This window comes from Caballeronia sp. GAFFF1, from assembly GCF_023630705.1.
Taxonomy (GTDB): domain Bacteria; phylum Pseudomonadota; class Gammaproteobacteria; order Burkholderiales; family Burkholderiaceae; genus Caballeronia.
The window spans coordinates 106,435-122,181 of the sequence record NZ_JALQEM010000018.1; the positions used below are offsets into that span (position 1 = coordinate 106,435).

The 15,747-nt window shown below is 64.9% G+C and carries 15 protein-coding genes; 7 read left to right on the forward strand and 8 right to left on the reverse strand.

Going from position 1 to position 15,747, the window contains the following annotated elements; genetic code table 11:
• Positions 1 to 161: 161 nt before the first annotated feature.
• From NCR37_RS08825 to iolB, 7 genes are all read left to right on the forward strand, one after another.
• Entirely contained in the window at positions 162 to 1,214 is a 1,053-nt protein-coding gene (locus NCR37_RS08825; RefSeq protein WP_175944318.1) for a sugar ABC transporter substrate-binding protein, read from the forward strand.
• A 141-nt stretch (positions 1,215 to 1,355) separates the two neighbouring features.
• Complete coding sequence (locus NCR37_RS08830) at positions 1,356 to 2,525, forward strand: ABC transporter permease (RefSeq protein ID WP_250472662.1); 1,170 nt, start codon at positions 1,356 to 1,358, stop codon at positions 2,523 to 2,525.
• Positions 2,526 to 2,536: 11 nt separating this feature from the next.
• A complete protein-coding gene (locus tag NCR37_RS08835; RefSeq protein ID WP_370650540.1) occupies positions 2,537 to 3,325 on the forward strand; it encodes an ATP-binding cassette domain-containing protein in 789 nt (262 codons plus the stop codon).
• A gap of 17 nt (positions 3,326 to 3,342) precedes the next feature.
• Positions 3,343 to 5,349 (forward strand): bifunctional 5-dehydro-2-deoxygluconokinase/5-dehydro-2-deoxyphosphogluconate aldolase, encoded by a 2,007-nt coding sequence (locus tag NCR37_RS08840; RefSeq protein ID WP_250472663.1) that lies wholly within the window; start codon positions 3,343 to 3,345, stop codon positions 5,347 to 5,349.
• On the forward strand, positions 5,346 to 7,214 hold the full coding sequence (gene iolD, locus NCR37_RS08845; protein WP_250472664.1) for a 3D-(3,5/4)-trihydroxycyclohexane-1,2-dione acylhydrolase (decyclizing): 1,869 nt from the start codon (positions 5,346 to 5,348) through the stop codon (positions 7,212 to 7,214). The genes NCR37_RS08840 and iolD overlap by 4 nt, the downstream gene beginning before the upstream one ends.
• A gap of 21 nt (positions 7,215 to 7,235) precedes the next feature.
• Entirely contained in the window at positions 7,236 to 8,138 is a 903-nt protein-coding gene (iolE, locus tag NCR37_RS08850) for a myo-inosose-2 dehydratase (protein ID WP_250472665.1), read from the forward strand.
• Complete coding sequence (gene iolB, locus NCR37_RS08855; protein WP_250472666.1) at positions 8,135 to 8,941, forward strand: 5-deoxy-glucuronate isomerase; 807 nt, start codon at positions 8,135 to 8,137, stop codon at positions 8,939 to 8,941. Before iolE ends, iolB begins: the two co-directional genes overlap by 4 nt.
• A gap of 1 nt (position 8,942) precedes the next feature.
• Here iolB and NCR37_RS08860 read toward each other — a convergent pair whose 3' ends face one another.
• From NCR37_RS08860 to NCR37_RS08895, 8 genes are all read right to left on the reverse strand, one after another.
• Positions 8,943 to 9,641: an ABC transporter ATP-binding protein gene (locus tag NCR37_RS08860; RefSeq protein WP_250472667.1), complete on the reverse strand. Its 699-nt coding sequence runs from the start codon at positions 9,639 to 9,641 to the stop codon at positions 8,943 to 8,945.
• Entirely contained in the window at positions 9,638 to 10,375 is a 738-nt protein-coding gene (locus NCR37_RS08865; protein ID WP_250472668.1) for an ABC transporter ATP-binding protein, read from the reverse strand. The genes NCR37_RS08860 and NCR37_RS08865 overlap by 4 nt, the downstream gene beginning before the upstream one ends.
• Positions 10,372 to 11,484, reverse strand: coding sequence for a branched-chain amino acid ABC transporter permease (locus NCR37_RS08870; protein WP_250472669.1), 1,113 nt, complete (start codon positions 11,482 to 11,484; stop codon positions 10,372 to 10,374). Before NCR37_RS08870 ends, NCR37_RS08865 begins: the two co-directional genes overlap by 4 nt.
• Positions 11,477 to 12,358: a branched-chain amino acid ABC transporter permease gene (locus NCR37_RS08875; protein ID WP_250472830.1), complete on the reverse strand. Its 882-nt coding sequence runs from the start codon at positions 12,356 to 12,358 to the stop codon at positions 11,477 to 11,479. Before NCR37_RS08875 ends, NCR37_RS08870 begins: the two co-directional genes overlap by 8 nt.
• Positions 12,359 to 12,428: 70 nt before the next feature.
• Positions 12,429 to 12,866 carry an acyl-CoA thioesterase gene (locus NCR37_RS08880; RefSeq protein WP_250472670.1) on the reverse strand — a complete coding sequence of 146 codons (438 nt, stop codon included), beginning with the start codon at positions 12,864 to 12,866 and terminating at the stop codon, positions 12,429 to 12,431.
• 3 nt (positions 12,867 to 12,869) lie between these two features.
• A complete protein-coding gene (gene gbd, locus NCR37_RS08885; RefSeq protein WP_250472831.1) occupies positions 12,870 to 14,018 on the reverse strand; it encodes a 4-hydroxybutyrate dehydrogenase in 1,149 nt (382 codons plus the stop codon).
• A 105-nt stretch (positions 14,019 to 14,123) separates the two neighbouring features.
• On the reverse strand, positions 14,124 to 15,179 hold the full coding sequence (locus NCR37_RS08890) for a threonine aldolase family protein (RefSeq protein ID WP_250472671.1): 1,056 nt from the start codon (positions 15,177 to 15,179) through the stop codon (positions 14,124 to 14,126).
• Between the two features lie 200 nt (positions 15,180 to 15,379).
• On the reverse strand, positions 15,380 to 15,616 hold the full coding sequence (locus NCR37_RS08895) for a hypothetical protein (RefSeq protein WP_159836594.1): 237 nt from the start codon (positions 15,614 to 15,616) through the stop codon (positions 15,380 to 15,382).
• Positions 15,617 to 15,747 lie beyond the last annotated feature (131 nt).

Below are 15,747 nucleotides of genomic sequence, written 5' to 3' on the forward strand. Positions count from 1 at the left end.
AAATTGGAAAGCATTTTCCATTTGTCGCACCGTTGAAATATCTATTGCAGCCCGCCGAAAACTGACCTACTCTTGCTCGTGAGCACGGTGAGAGCGGCTCGTCGCCCTCGAACGGCTCGCCAAAAGATCACACCAGACAACAACCGAGATAGGTGGAGACAATGACCCTTTGCAACGGTCGGGCCGCGCTGCGCGCGCTGGCGGCTGCTGCTGCGCTGTGCAGCGCCGCGTTGTTCACGACGTCCCCCGCTCACGCGGCGCCGGACGCCAGATTCGTGCTCATCAGCCACGCGCCGGACTCGGACTCGTGGTGGAACACCATCAAGAACGCGATCAAACAGGCGGACGAGGACTTCAATGTCCAGACCGACTATCGCAATCCGCCCAACGGCGACATCGCCGACATGGCGCGTCTCATCGAACAGGCCGCCGCGCGCAACTACGACGGCGTCATCACGACGATCGCGGACTTCGACGTGCTGAAGAGCGCGCTCAACAAGGTCACGGCCAAGAAGATCCCGCTGGTCACGATCAACTCGGGCACCGAGGAACAGAGCGCGCAACTCGGCGCGATCATGCACATCGGTCAGCCGGAATACGTGGCGGGCAAGGCGGCGGGCGAGAAGGCTAAAGCGGCCGGCGTGAAGTCGTTTCTGTGCGTGAACCATATCGCGACCAACACGGTGTCGTTCGACCGCTGCCGTGGTTTCGCCGATGCCATCGGCGTGGACTACAAGGCGTCCACGGTCGACTCGGGACAGGACCCGACCGAAATCCAGTCGAAGGTGTCGGCGTTCCTGCGCAACCATCCGGATACGCAGGCGATTCTCACGCTCGGACCGACGCCCGCTTCCGCGACGCTCAAGGCCGTGACGCAAATGGGCCTGCAAAACAAGGTCTATTTCGTGACCTTCGACTTCTCCGATGACATCGCGAAAGCGATCAAGGACGGCACGATCAAGTTCGCCATCGACCAGCAACCGTACTTGCAGGGCTACATTCCGGTCGCGGTGCTCGCCATCGTGAAGAAAGAACACACCACCGATCCGGCGAAGATCCGCCAGCTTCTCGAAGCGAACCCGAAGTTCAAGGCGCGCCTCGAGACTTACGGCTTGCAGCCATCGTACGGGCCGAAGAACATCCGCTCAGGCCCGGGCTTCATCACTAAAGACAATCTCGACAAGGTCGTGAAGTACGCCGGACAGTATCGCTGATGCACGGCTGACCTCATTCGGGCGGCCGCTCGCGCGCGCCGCCCGCGTTTCTCCCACATCGATATGCTGCTGCGTCCGTTCGCGGACGCGGCAGGACCGCACGCATCCGTACCGCATTAGTGATCGTTTCAAGGAGCCATCATGGGCGTAGCCGGCAAGCACTATCCTCCACACGCGAATCCTCAGCACGACAGCGCCGACGCTGCGACCGACAAGGACAGGCCATCGGACGAGCGGGTGCGCCGGCAATCGTGGTTCGGGCATCTGCTGAACCGACCGGAATTCGCCGCGATATCGGGCACGGTGCTGGTATTCATCGTGTTCGGCTTCGGCGCAGGTTCGTCGGGCATGTTCAACCTCGACGGCGTGATGAACTGGTCGCAAGTGGCCGCCTACCTCGGCCTGCTCGCAGTCGGCGCGTGTCTTTTGATGATCGCGGGCGAGTTCGACTTGTCCATCGGCTCGATGATCGGCTTCGCCGGCATGATGGTCGCGCTGCCCTCGGTCTATTTCCACTGGCCGATCTCGCTCGCCATTCTCTTCGCGTTCGCCGCGTCGATGCTGCTCGGCGCGCTCAACGGCTATCTCGTGATGCGCACGCGCCTGCCGTCGTTCATCGTCACGCTCGCGTTCCTGTTCATTCTGCGCGGCCTGACGCTTGCGCTCTCGATCATGTTCGCGGACCGCACGATCATCTCCGGCGTCGGCGATCTCGCGCAGAAAGACTGGGTCGCCGATACGCTCTTTCATGGCGTTGCGCTGCACGGCTTCTTCACGTGGCTCGCGCATCTGGGCATCGGCAAGCTGTTGGATAGCGGCGAGCCGCTCGTGCCGGGCATCCCGAAGGTCATCATCTGGTGGCTCGTGCTCGCCGCAATCGGCGCGTTCGTGCTCGCAAAAACGCGCTACGGCAACTGGATTCTCGCGGTCGGCGGCGATGCGAACGCCGCGAAGAACGTCGGCGTGCCGGTCAAGCGCGTGAAGATCTCGCTCTTCGTGCTGACTGCGTTCTGCTCGTGCCTCTTCGCCGTGCTGCAAGTGTGCGATATCGGCTCGGCGGCGGCGGATCGCGGCTTGCAGAAGGAATTCGAAGCGATCATCGCGGCGGTCATCGGCGGCACGTTGCTCACGGGCGGTTACGGCTCGGTCGTCGGCGCATGCTTCGGAGCACTGATCTTCGGCGTCGTGCAGATCGGCATCACCTACACGAACGTCAGCTCCGACTGGTTCCGCGTGTTTCTCGGCGTGATGCTGCTGATCGCCGTGCTCTTCAATCACTACGTGCGCCGCCGCGTGTCGCAGGCGCAATGAGGACGACCGCCATGAACGACGACAACATTCTCGCGCTCGAAAACGTCAGCAAGTTCTTCGGCAAGGTGATCGCGCTCAACGGCGTCACGTTGCGGCTCAAACGCGGCGAAGTGCACTGTCTGCTCGGCGATAACGGCGCGGGCAAGTCCACGCTCATCAAGACGCTGGCAGGCGTGCACGCGCCTTCTGCCGGTCAGTATCTGGTCGATGGCAAGCCCGTTCATTTCGAATCGCCGAAAGAAGCGCTCGATCTCGGCATCGCGACGGTGTATCAGGACCTCGCGCTCGTGCCGCTCCTGTCGGTCGCGCGCAACTTCTTCATGGGCCGCGAGCCGCAGAAGAAGCGTTTCGGTCTTTTCAGCGTGATGGACCTCGATCTCGCCGCCGAAACGTCGCGTGCCAAGCTCGCCGAAATGGGCATCAACGTGCGCGACGCGCATCAGCCCATCGGCACCATGTCCGGCGGCGAGAAGCAGTGTCTCGCGATTGCGCGCGCGATTCACTTCGGCGCGCGCGTGCTGATTCTGGACGAGCCGACTGCCGCGCTCGGCGTGAAGCAGAGCTTCAATGTGCTCAAGCTCATCCACAAGGCGCGCGCCAAAGGCATTTCCGTGATCTTCATCACGCATAACGTGCACCACGCGTATCCAATCGGCGATTCCTTCACGCTGCTGAACCGCGGCCGTTCGATGGGCACCTTCACGAAGGACACCATCACCAAGAACGAAGTGCTCGACATGATGGCGGGCGGCGCGGAGATGCAGAAGATGATCGGCGAACTCGAAGGCGCGACCATCTGATACCGAGGACATCATTCATGCCTGCACAAATTACATCCCGTTTCGCGCCGGATCGCACGCGCGATATCGTGTGCCTCGGGCGTCTCGCCGTCGATTTGTACGCGCAGCAAGTCGGCGCGCGGCTCGAAGACGTATCGACGTTTGCAAAGTACCTCGGCGGATCGTCCGCCAACATCGCGTTCGGCTGCGCGCGGCTCGGGCTCAGGTCGTCGATGCTCGCACGCGTCGGCAATGACCACATGGGGCGCTTTCTCACCGAGACGCTCGCGCGCGAAGGCTGCGATATCAGCCACGTTCGGATCGATCCCGAGCGGCTGACCGCGCTCGTGCTGCTCGGCATAGAAGACCGCGATACGTTTCCGCTCGTCTTCTATCGCGAGAACTGCGCGGACATGGCCGTCGACGAAAGCGATTTCGACGAAGCGTATATCGCGTCATCGAAGGCGCTGCTCATCACCGGCACGCACTTCTCGACGGAGCACGTGAACCGCACGAGCCGCCGCGCGCTCGAATATGCGCGGCGCAATCAGGTTCGCACGATACTCGACATCGACTATCGGCCAGTGTTGTGGGGTCTCACGGGCAAGGCCGACGGCGAGACGCGCTTTGTCGCCAACGAAGGCGTGACCGCGCATTTGCAGCGCATCTTGCCGCTGATGGATCTCGTGATCGGCACCGAAGAAGAGTTCCGTATCGCGGGCGGAAAGGACCGTCTCATCGATGCGCTCACGACGGTGCGCACTGTCACGAGCGCGACCCTCGTGGTCAAGCGCGGGCCGCTCGGATGTTCGATCATCGAAGGCGCGGTGCCCGCTTCCATCGACGACGCGCCGGTTCACGGTGGCGTCGAAGTGGAAGTGCTGAACGTGCTCGGCGCAGGCGATGCGTTCGCCTCCGGTTTCCTCTCCGGATGGCTGTGCGACGCGCCGCTCGAAGCCTGCGCGAGCGCGGCGAATGCGTGCGGCGCGCTCGTCGTTTCGCGACACGGCTGCGCGCCCGCCATGCCGACGCCCGCCGAACTCGACTATTTCCTCGCCGCAGCGAAACAGGACCCGGCACGCATGCGCCGCCCCGACCGCGACTCGACGCTCGCGCGGCTGCATCGCGTGAGCCCTGCGCGCAAGGCATGGGACGAAGTGCTGGGCTTCGCGTTCGATCATCGCAATCAGTTCTTCGAACTCGCGCAGCAAACCGGCGCAAATGAAGCGCGCATAGCGGCGCTCAAAGGCTTGTTCGTCGAAGCGGTCGCGCAGACGGAGAAAGAGTTGCAACTCGAAGGACGTATCGGCGTGTTGATCGACGACCGCTACGGACAGGATGCGCTGAACGCGGCAACGGGGCGCGGCTGGTGGATCGGCCGGCCGGTGGAGCTGCCCGGCTCGATGCCGCTCGTCTTCGATCATGGCCGCTCTATCGGCACGACGCTCATCGAATGGCCGCGCGAGCATGTGGTGAAGTGCCTGGTTCACTATCACCCGGATCATCCGCATGACGTGCGGCTCGAACAGGAAGCGCAACTGCGCGCGCTCTACGATGCGGTGCAGGCAAGCGGCCACGAACTGCTGCTCGAAGTGATCGTGCCGAAGAACGGGCCGCCCGTTGCGGACGACACTGCGTATCGCGCGCTGAAGCGGCTCTATAACCTTCAGTTATACCCCGAATGGTGGAAGCTCGAACCGATGAGCGCAGCGCAGTGGCAAGCCGTCGATGGCCTGATCGCGGAGCGCGATCCGTATTGTCGCGGCGTCGTGCTGCTGGGATTGTCCGCGGGCGTCGATCAGTTGCGCGATGGCTTCAGGGAAGCGGCTTCGTCGAAGACATGCAAAGGCTTTACTGTAGGCCGCACCATCTTTCATGAGCCGAGCCACGCATGGCTGGCGGGTGAGATAAGCGACGACGAACTCATCGCCCGCGTGCGCCGCACGTTCGAGACTTTGATCGCGGCATGGCGCGACGCGCGCGCATCGCAGGACACGACAGCCGATATAAAGACCCTTCACGCAACTCAGGAGCAAGCCGCATGAACGCAGTGGCTTCCACCATCAGACTGACCGCCGCGCAGGCGCTCGTGCGCTATCTTGCGGCGCTCTCCACGGAACACGGCGAGCCGCTGTTCGGCGGCGTATTCGCGATCTTCGGACATGGCAATGTCGCGGGCATGGGCGAGGCGCTGTACCGGCATCGCGAGGAATTGCCGACGTATCGCGCGCATAACGAACAAGCGATGGCGCATAGCGCGATTGCCTTCGCCAAGGCGCACATGCGACGCCGCATGATGGCGGTGACGACATCCATCGGGCCGGGCGCGACGAATCTCGTCACAGCGGCCGCGCTCGCGCATGTCAACCGCTTGCCGGTGCTGCTCTTGCCCGGCGATATCTTCGTCTCGCGCGCGCCCGATCCCGTGTTGCAGCAAGTCGAAGATGCGCATGATGGCGGGGCATCGGCGAACGATGCGCTGAAGGCCGTGTCGCGTTACTTCGATCGCATCGTGCATCCCGCGCAGTTGTTGAGCGCATTGCCGCGCGCCATTCGCGTGCTGACCGATGCCGCGCAATGCGGCCCGGTGACGCTCGCGCTGCCGCAAGACGTGCAGGCGATGGCGTATGACTACCCTGCTTCGTTCTTCGAGCCGCGTGCAGTCGAGTTTCATGCGCCGGCCGCATCGTCCCGCGAGATCGAGCGTGCCGCGGCGTTGCTGCGTGAATCGCGCGAGCCGATGATCGTGTCGGGCGGCGGCGTGCTGTACGGACTTGCTACTCGGGCGCTGCGCGACTTCGCGCACAAGCACGGCATTCCGGTCGCGGAAACGCAGGCCGGCAAGGGCGCGCTCGCGTGGGACGACGCGTTGAACGTGGGCGGCATCGGCGTGACGGGATCATCGTCCGCGAACGAACTGGCGCACGCGAGCGATTGCGTGCTTGCCATTGGCACGCGCTTGCAGGACTTCACGACGGGATCGAATACGCTCTTCTCGGCGACGCGACTTCTCGCCATCAACGCCAATCCGTTCGATGCGCTCAAGCAGAACGCCGTGGCCGTCGAAGCAGATGCGCGTCTCGCGCTCGATGCGCTGTCAGATGCGCTCGGCGACTGGCGTGCGGCGCCCGAATGGACCACGCGTGCGCAACGTCTTGCGAACGACTGGCGCGAGACCGTCGCGCACGTCACGAACACGCCGCCGCCTGACGGCCGCTTGCCGCGCGAAGCGGAGGTGATCGGCGCGGTGCAACGCTCGCACGACGCGTCGCCCGCCGACGATATCGTCGTCTGCGCCGCAGGCACGCTGCCCGCCGATTTGCAGAAGCTGTGGCGCACGGGCGCGCCGGGCGGCTATCACGTCGAATACGGCTATTCGTGCATGGGCTATGAAATCGCGGGCGGCCTCGGCGCGAAGCTCGCGCGGCCCGAACGCGAAGTGATCGTGATCGTCGGCGACGGCAGCTATCTGATGATGAATAGCGAGCTTGCTACATCGGTGATGCTCGGCGCGAAGCTGATCGTCGTGCTGCTCGACAATCGCGGCTATGGCTGCATCAACCGCTTGCAGCAGGCGTGCGGCGGCGCGCCCTTCAACAATCTGCTCGACGATTGCAAGCAAGGCGGGTCAGGCGCGCCGCAGATCGACTTTGCCCTGCACGCGCGTTCGATGGGCGCGCTCGCGGAACACGTCGCCAACGTCAATGAATTGCAGGACGCGATGAAGCGCGCGCGTGCCGCCGATCGCAGCTATCTGATCTCCATCGACACCGATCCCGCCCGCACCACCGAAGAAGGCGGATGGTGGTGGGAAGTGGCGGTGCCCGAAGTCTCGGATCGCGATGCGGTCATGTCCGCGCGCGCGAAGTATGAACGCGCGCTGAAGGCTCGCGCAGGCAACATCGACTAGGCATCAAAAGGACACGACACCATGCCCCTGAATGTCCGCATCGGCATCAATCCCTTGTCATGGATGAACGACGACTTGCCTTCGCTCGGCGGCGAGACGCCGCTCTCCGTCGCGCTGACCGAAGGCAAGCGCATCGGCTATGAAGGCTTCGAGCTCGGCAACAAGTTCCCGCGCGAGCCGCAAGCGTTGAAGACGCTGCTCGCGCAATACGATCTCGCGCTCGTCTCCGGCTGGTATTCCGGCCAGCTCGCGCGACGCAGCGTGGAAGAAGAGATCGAAGCGGTCGGTCCGCATCTCGACCTCCTTGCGCAAAACGGCGCGACCGTCATGGTCTATGGCGAAGTCGCCGATTCGATTCAAGGCGCGCCGCGTCCGTTGTATCAGCGTCCGCGCTTCTTCTCGGATGCGCAATGGTCGCAATACGCCGAGCGTCTGAACCGCTTTGCCGAGTACACGCTTTCTAAGGGCGTGCGCGTCGCCTATCATCATCACATGGGCGCGTATGTCGAAACCCCGGCGGACGTAGACCGCTTGATGGCGCTGACGAGCGCTGACGTCGGCCTGCTCTTCGATGCTGGCCATATCACGTTTGCTGGCGGCGATGCGTTGAGCGTGCTGCAAAGGCACATTGCGCGCGTGTGCCATGTGCATTGCAAGGATGTGCGGACCGATATCGTGAAGCTCGCGCGTAACCGCAACTGGAGCTTTCTCGATGCGGTGATCAACGGCGCGTTCACCGTGCCGGGCGACGGCGCGGTGGACTATCCCGGCATCGTCGCGTCTCTTGCTGCGCATGACTATCGCGGCTGGCTCGTGGTGGAAGCGGAACAAGACCCCGTGATTGCGCCGAGCTATGCGTATGCCGACAAGGGCTATCGCACGCTGCGCGCACTCGTCGATGCAACGTACAAGGAGGCGGCATGAGCCTGCTAGTGAAAGCATCGCGCGAAGGCCAGACCATCGCGCGCGTCACACCGGATTCCGCTGGCTGGAAGCATGTGGGCTTCGCCGCGTATCGCATGGATGCGGACGACGTCGTCCACGTGTACGACGCGGATCGCGAAAGCTGCATCGTCGTGCTGACCGGGACGGTGAGCATCGAAGCCGGCGACGAGCATTGGCAGTCGATCGGCTCGCGCGACAGCGTGTTCGAAGACGCCGCGCCGTATGCGGTCTATGTGCCGCCGAAGCTCGCCGCCATCGTGCGGGCCGAGCGCGAAACAGAGCTTGCGGTGGCAAGCGCGCCTGCAACGGGGCTTTATCCGCCGCGCTTGATCGAACCTTCGCAGATGAAACGCTCGACGCGCGGCAAACACGCGAATACGCGCTACGTCTGCGATATTCTCCCGCAAACCGAAACCGCCGAGTCGCTGCTCGTGGTGGAAGTGAGAACGCCCGGCGGACATGCATCGAGTTATCCTCCTCACAAGCATGATCAGGATAACGTACCAACCGAGAGCGCGCTCGAAGAGACGTATTACCATCGCTTGAACCCGCCGCAAGGGTTTGCGTTCCAGCGCGTCTATACCGACGAACGCGATCTCGACGAAACCATGGCCGTGGAAGATCGCGATGTCGTGATGGTGCCGCGCGGCTATCATCCGGTCGTCGTGCCGTATGGCTATGACAACTACTATCTGAACGTCATGGCGGGCGACAAGCGGACGTGGCACTTCAAGAACGATCCAAAGCACGAATGGATCGTGGAGCGCGATAGCCAGGGCTGAGTCACCCTACCGACAACCACTCGCGCACCACGTCGTCACGCTGATCGAGTTGCGCGAGTGAACCGTCGAAGCGCACCGCACCGTGTCCCATCACTGCGACGCGCGCATCGAGCATGCGCGCGATCGTGAGCCGCTCCTCGATCAGCAGTATCGCCACGCCGCGTTCGCGCAGCGTCGCGAGGCACGCGGCCACTTGCGCGATGACCTGCGGCGCGAGTCCTTCGCCGGGCTCGTCGATGACGATAAGCGATGGATCGCCCATCAGCGTGCGTGCGAGCGCGAGCATCTGCTGCTCGCCGCCCGACAGCGCGCCGGCCTTCACCGACGCACGCTCCTTCAACGCAGGAAAGAGCGCGTACGCATCGTCGAAGGCGAAGCGCGTGCCTTTACGTTCGCCGAGCGCGAGGTTCTCGCGCACGCTCAGGGCGGGAAATACATCGCGCGTTTCCGGCACATAGCCGATGCCCAGCCGCGCGATGCGAAACGCCCGCTGTCCGACGAGTTGCACGTCGCGATAACGCATATCGCCCGCGCATCGCACGAGGCCCACAATCGCTTTCGCCAGCGTCGAACGGCCCGAACCATTGCGGCCGACAAGCGCGACCGCCTCGCCTTCTGCAACCGACAAGTTCACGCCATGCAGCACCTGCGCCGCGTCGTACCACGCGCGCAAGTGCTCGATGCGCAAAAGCCCGCTCATGGCGCCGCTCCCAGATAAGCCTCCTGCACATCATGATTGCGGCGGATGGCATCGGGCGTATCGGATGCGATCACGCGCCCTCGAACGAGCACCGACACGCGATCCGCAAGCGAGAACACCGCATCCATGTCGTGTTCGATGACGAGCAGCGTGCGGCCTTCCGTCGTCGCGCGAATCAAGGCGAGCGCGCGCGCCGCTTCCGCGCGATTCATGCCCGCAGTGGGTTCGTCGAGCAGAATGAGCGGCGCATCGGTGGCGAGCGCGATGCCCAGATCCAGCGCGCGCTGCTCGGCATACGTGAGGCGCGCGGCGGGCTCGTCGGCGCGTGAAGAAAGACCGATGGCATCGAGCATCGCGCGGGCACGCTCGTCGACCGCTCGGGAGCGGAACCAGCGGTCCACCCATCGCGACGACGCCGCGCCCAGCACCGCGCACCGAAGGTTGTCAAACACGGAGAGCCGCGCGAACACGCTCGTCGTCTGGAAGCTGCGCGCGAGCACGCGGCTCACGCGCTGCGGCGGCTTGCCGGTGATATCGACGCCCTGCGCGACAATGCGGCCCGCGTCCGGCTTCGCGCGGCCCGAGATCAGATCGAAGAGCGTCGACTTGCCCGCACCGTTCGGTCCGATGATCGCGTGCCGCTCGCCCTTCTCGATGCACAGATCGACGCCGCGCAAAACTTCGGTCGCGCCGAATCGCTTGATGATGCCTTCGACGCGCAGTGCCGACGTCATCGCGCGCGCCCCTTTCTCGCGGCCAAGCGAGCGAGCCACAACCCGAGCAACGCGCACGGCACCACGATCCATGATGCGCCGCGCGGCAGCGTGGCCGAATCGGCGTGCCGCGCATAGAGCGTCTCGACGGCGACCACCACTGCAACGCCCCACGCAATCGCGCTCAGCACGCTCAAGGCGAAGGCACGCCTATCACGCGTTACAAGGCCCGCGATGCCATCCGGCAGCGCGACGACCGCCCACATGAAGAAAAGCCCGAGGTACATCGGCCAGGCGGCGGACACGCTCGCGACGCCTACGCTGAAAAACGTCAGCAGTACCGCGCCGATGACGGGACCGAAGAACGATGCCGTGCCGCCGATCACCGTTGCCACGAGCACGCCCGTCGAGCGCGCGAGCCCGACGCTTTCAGCCGACACGAGTTCGACACTGACGAGCGACAGCACGCCCGCGACGCCCGCGAAGAACGCCGACGTCACGAGCATCGTGAAGCGCACGCGGCGCGGCGCGAAGCCGATGGCTGCGGCGCGCGCCGGGTCGTCCCGCACGGCGTTGGCGAGCCGGCACATCGGCGTGCGGGTGAACGCGAACATCGCGAGTGTCGAGACGATGCACCAGCACGCGATCAGCGCATACGCCTGCCATAGCGGGCCGAACGTCCACGCGAAGAACGGCGGCCCGCTCGCGCGGTCGATGCTCACGCCGCCCTCGCCGCCGAACCAGCCGGGAATCAGCCACACGCTCGCCGCGACGAGCTCGCCGATGCCGAGCGTGATCATCGCGAATGCGGTGCCCGCGCGCTGCGTCGAGATCGCGCCGATGGGCCCGGCGGCCAGCGCGGCGGCACATCCACCGATGAGCGGCAACAGCGGCAAGGGCACGCGCAAGCCGTTGAAGACATGCGCGGCGGCGAACGCGCCGAGGCCCGCATATACCGCATGCCCGAACGACAGCAAGCCGGCTTCGCCGAGCAGCAGGTTGTACGAGAGCGCGAAGACGATCAACGTCGCCGTCTGCGCGAGATACGCGAGCAACCACGATTGATGGAAGAAAATCGGCGGCAGCGCGAGCGCGGCCATTAGCAGGACGAACGGGACCGACCTATGCATCGCGCGTGCGCTCGCCCATGAATCCGTGCGGGCGCGCCGCGAGCATCGCCACGAGCAGCAGATACGGCAGCACCGGCGCGAGCTGCGCGAGCGTCAGCGCGCTCCATGCATCGGGCAACGTCATGTCGAACGATGCCGCGATACTGCCCGCCGATGCCGTCGAGCCGACCGCGAACGTCTGAGCGCAGCCGATCAACAGCGACGCGACGAGCGCGCCCGACAGCGAGCCGATGCCGCCTATCACCACGACGACGAACACGATGGGCCCGACCGCATCGGCCATTGCGGGTTCGATGACGGCAAGCGGCGCGCCGATCACGCCGGCGAGCGCGGCAAGCGCGGTGCCGACCGCGAAGACCGTCGTGAAAACGCGCGGCACGTCGTGGCCGAGCGTCTCGACGGTTGCCGGATGCGTCAGCGCGGCGCGCACGACCAGGCCCGTGCGCGATGTGCGAAGCACGATGGCGAGCAAGCCGAGCATGGCGATGGAAAGCGTCATCATGAACACGCGATAGCGCGGAAAGGCCGCGCCGTACAGCGTGAAGAGCGGGCCGTCGAGCGCGTGAGGGATCGTCGCGGGCAAGGGACCGAGGCCCCAGACGAGCTTGACGCCCTCGCCGATCACCATGGCCGCGCCGAATGTCAGCAGCAGTTCCGCAAGCGCGCCGCGCGCATGCACGCGTCGCAGAAGATATCGCTCGAACAGCGCGCCGAGCGAACCGACAACGAGCGGCGCAACGACGAGCGCGACCCAGAATCCAGCGTGAACGGCAAGCGCTTGACCGACATACGCGCCCAGCATGTAGAAGCTCGCGTGCGCGAAGTTGAGGACGCCGAGCATCGAAAAGATCAGCGTGAGACCGGCCGACAGCATGAAAAGCAGCAGCCCGACACTCACGCCGTTCAGCAGGCTGACAGTGAACCACTGAAGCGACACGACACCCTCAGGCGTTGACGAGCGGCTTCAACGCATCGACGAGGGGCGCGGGCAACGGCACCGGCCTGCGCGTCACGCGATCCACGTACACATGCACGAAATGCCCTTGCGCGGCCGCCTCGTCCGAGCCTTCCGCGAAGATGCCGACTTCATAGCGCACGCTCGACGTGCCGAGCCGTTCCACGCGCAAGCCCGCGTCGATGCGTTGCGGAAACATCAGCGGCGCGAAGTAATTGCAGCGCGTCTCGACGACGAGCCCGATCGTCTCGCCTTCGGTGAAATCGAGCACGCCCTGGCGCAATAGATACTCGTTCACCACCGTATCGAAGTAGCTGTAATAGACGACGTTATTGACGTGCCCATACACGTCGTTGTCCGACCAGCGCGTGCTGATCGCGAGAAAGTGCGGGTAATCCGCTCGCGTGGTTGGAACCGGCTTGGTCATGGTTCAGAGCGATTCCATCAGCATGCGACGATAGTCGTCGGCGCTCGCCTCGCGCGGGTTCGTCTTGTGGCAATGGTCCGCGAGCGCGCCTTGCACCACCTTGTCGAACATGCTTTCGTCCACGCCCATTTGCGAGAGACGCGTCGGCAAGCCGAGGCGTTCGGTCATGTCGTGAAGCGCCTGCGCGACATCCGCGTTATCCGCGAGGTTCATCACGCGGCGCATGCGCTCGAAACGGCGCTCGGCGACGACGGTCGGCGCGCTTTCATTGAAGCGCAGCACGGCGGGCAGAACGACGGCGTTCAGCGTGCCGTGATGCAGCGACGTGCGTCCGTTCACCGCGAGGCCGCCCAGCGGATGCGACAGCGAATGCACGCAGCCGAGTCCCTTTTGAAACGCCATCGCGCCTTGCATTGACGCCGACATCATGTTGAGGCGCGCGTCGCGGTCCTGACCGTCGCGCGTGGCTCGCTCGATGTTCGCCCACGCGCGTTCGAGCCCGTCGAGCGCGATGCCGTCCGCGGGCGGATTGAACGCCGGCGCGAGGAACGTTTCGATGCAATGCGCGATCGCGTCCATGCCGGTCGCGGCGGTGAGGCCGGGCGGCAGGCCGAGCGTGAGCGAAGGATCGCAGATGGCGGATTTCGGCAGCAGGTGCCACGAATGGAAGCCGAGCTTGCGACCGTCGTTCAGGATGATGATCGCGCCGCGCGCCACTTCGCTGCCGGTGCCGGACGTGGTCGGCACCGCGATGAGCGGCGCGGCGCGCTCCGTGATCTTGCCGCTGCCGCCTTCGATGGTCGCGTAGTGCGTGAGCGGCTCGTCATGCGTGGCGGCAATCGCGACACCCTTCGCGAGATCGATCGACGAGCCGCCGCCGACCGCGATCAAGCCGTCGCAGCCTTCGCGCTTGTACTGCGCGGCCGCTTGCATGACCATCGCTTCGGTCGGGTTGGATGGCGTGTCGTCGAATACGGGCAGCGCGCCGAGCTTCGCGCTTTCGATCACGCGCGCGGACAGGCCCGCCGCCGCGACGCCCTTGTCGGTGATGACGAGCGGCCGTTTCATGCCGATGCGCGCGCATTCGCTTTGCAGCATGTCGAGCGAGTCGTAGCCGAGATGGATATGCGTCAGATAGAAGATGAAGGCCATGGCGGGCGGTGGCGTCGGTGAGGTCGCGTGAATGAGTGCGGCCATGTTGGAGCCGCGCGGCGAACGTGTCAATCGGGGTCCGCCGCGCGCGCAGGCACGCGGGAATCAGCGCGCCGTGCTAAGGGCGCGCACTTCGTCGGTGAAACGCTCGACGGTTTCCTGCTTCGTGTCCCATGCGCACATCAACCGGCAGCCACCCGAGCCGATGAACTGATAGAAGCGCCAGCCCTTCGCCCGCAGCGCCGCGGAAACATGCGCGGGCAGTTCCGCGAACACCGCGTTCGCCTCGGGCTTGAACAGCACGTTCACGCCGGGAATGTCCGCGAGGCGTTCGGCCATGAGTTGCGCCATGGCGTTCGAATGGCGGGCGTTGCGCAGCCACACGTCGTCATCGAGCAGGCCCAGCCACGGCGCCGAGATGAAGCGCATCTTCGATGCGAGCTGCCCGGCCTGCTTCAGGCGGTATGCGAAGTCCGTGGCGAGCGCCTTGTCGAAGAACACGACCGCCTCGCCGACCGGCAGACCGTTCTTCGTGCCGCCGAAGCACAGCACGTCGACGCCCGCGCGCCACGTGATCTCGGACGGATGCACGTTCAGCGTCGCGACGGCATTTGCAAAACGCGCGCCGTCCATATGCACCTTCAGATGCCGGCGCTTCGCGATAGCGGCGATCGCGCGCACTTCCTCGACGGTATAGACGGTGCCCACTTCCGTCGCCTGCGTGAGCGCGACCACCTTCGGCTTCGGATAATGAATGTCGGCGCGCTTCGTCACGAGTTCCTCGATGGCATCGGGCGTGAGCTTGCCGTTTTCGCCCTTCGCCGTGAGCAGCTTCGAGCCGCCGGAGAAGAACTCCGGACCGCCGCATTCGTCGGTTTCGATATGCGCGAGTTCGTGGCAAATGACCGAGTGATACGACTGGCACAGCGAAGCCAAAGCGAGCGAATTGGCGGCCGTGCCGTTGAAGACGAAGAAGACTTCGCAATCGGTCTGGAACAGTTCGCGGATGCGGTCGCACACGCGCGCGGTCCACGAATCGTCGCCATACGCGGGCTCGTGGCCGCTGGTGTTGGCCTCGACGAGCGCGGCGAGCGCCTCGGGGCAGATGCCGGCGTAGTTGTCGGAGGCGAAATGCTGGGTGAGTGGCGTGGGCGCTGTCATGGGAATCGCTGTCATGGCTCGGGGCAGCGCGCGGAAGATATTCGTCCGCACGCGATGCCGGCCATTTTAGCGGTTCGGTCGCGCGGGCGCGGTCACGCGATGCCGCTCTGCGCGCGCCCGGCGAACGCGAGCGGCAAGTGGGCGGCAAGTGGGCGGCGAGTGGGCGGCAAGCGGGCCGCCAGCCGCCCGCGTGCTACGGCTTACTTGCCGCTCGGCGCGCTTGCTGCCGCTGCCTGTTGAGCCTTCTTGTCTTTCTTGTTGGCTTCGTGATGGCCGATCGCGCAGCCGCCGACCGCGCCCGCCGTGCCATGCTTGCCCGCCACGTGCCCCGCGACGCCGCCGACGGCCGCGCCTTCCATACAGCCCTTCGCCTGCGCCGCTCCCGCCGAAGCGATCATCGCGGTGGCGAGCAAAACGGATGCGAATGTGCGATTCATGGTTCATCTCCCTTTGTGGTTAGAGAAACCGGCGTTGCACGCGCTATGCCTGACAGCCTGTAATCATGAAACGAGAACGGCCCGATCAGCATTTCGCCGATCGGGCCGCTTTGGACCGCTTTGGACCGCTT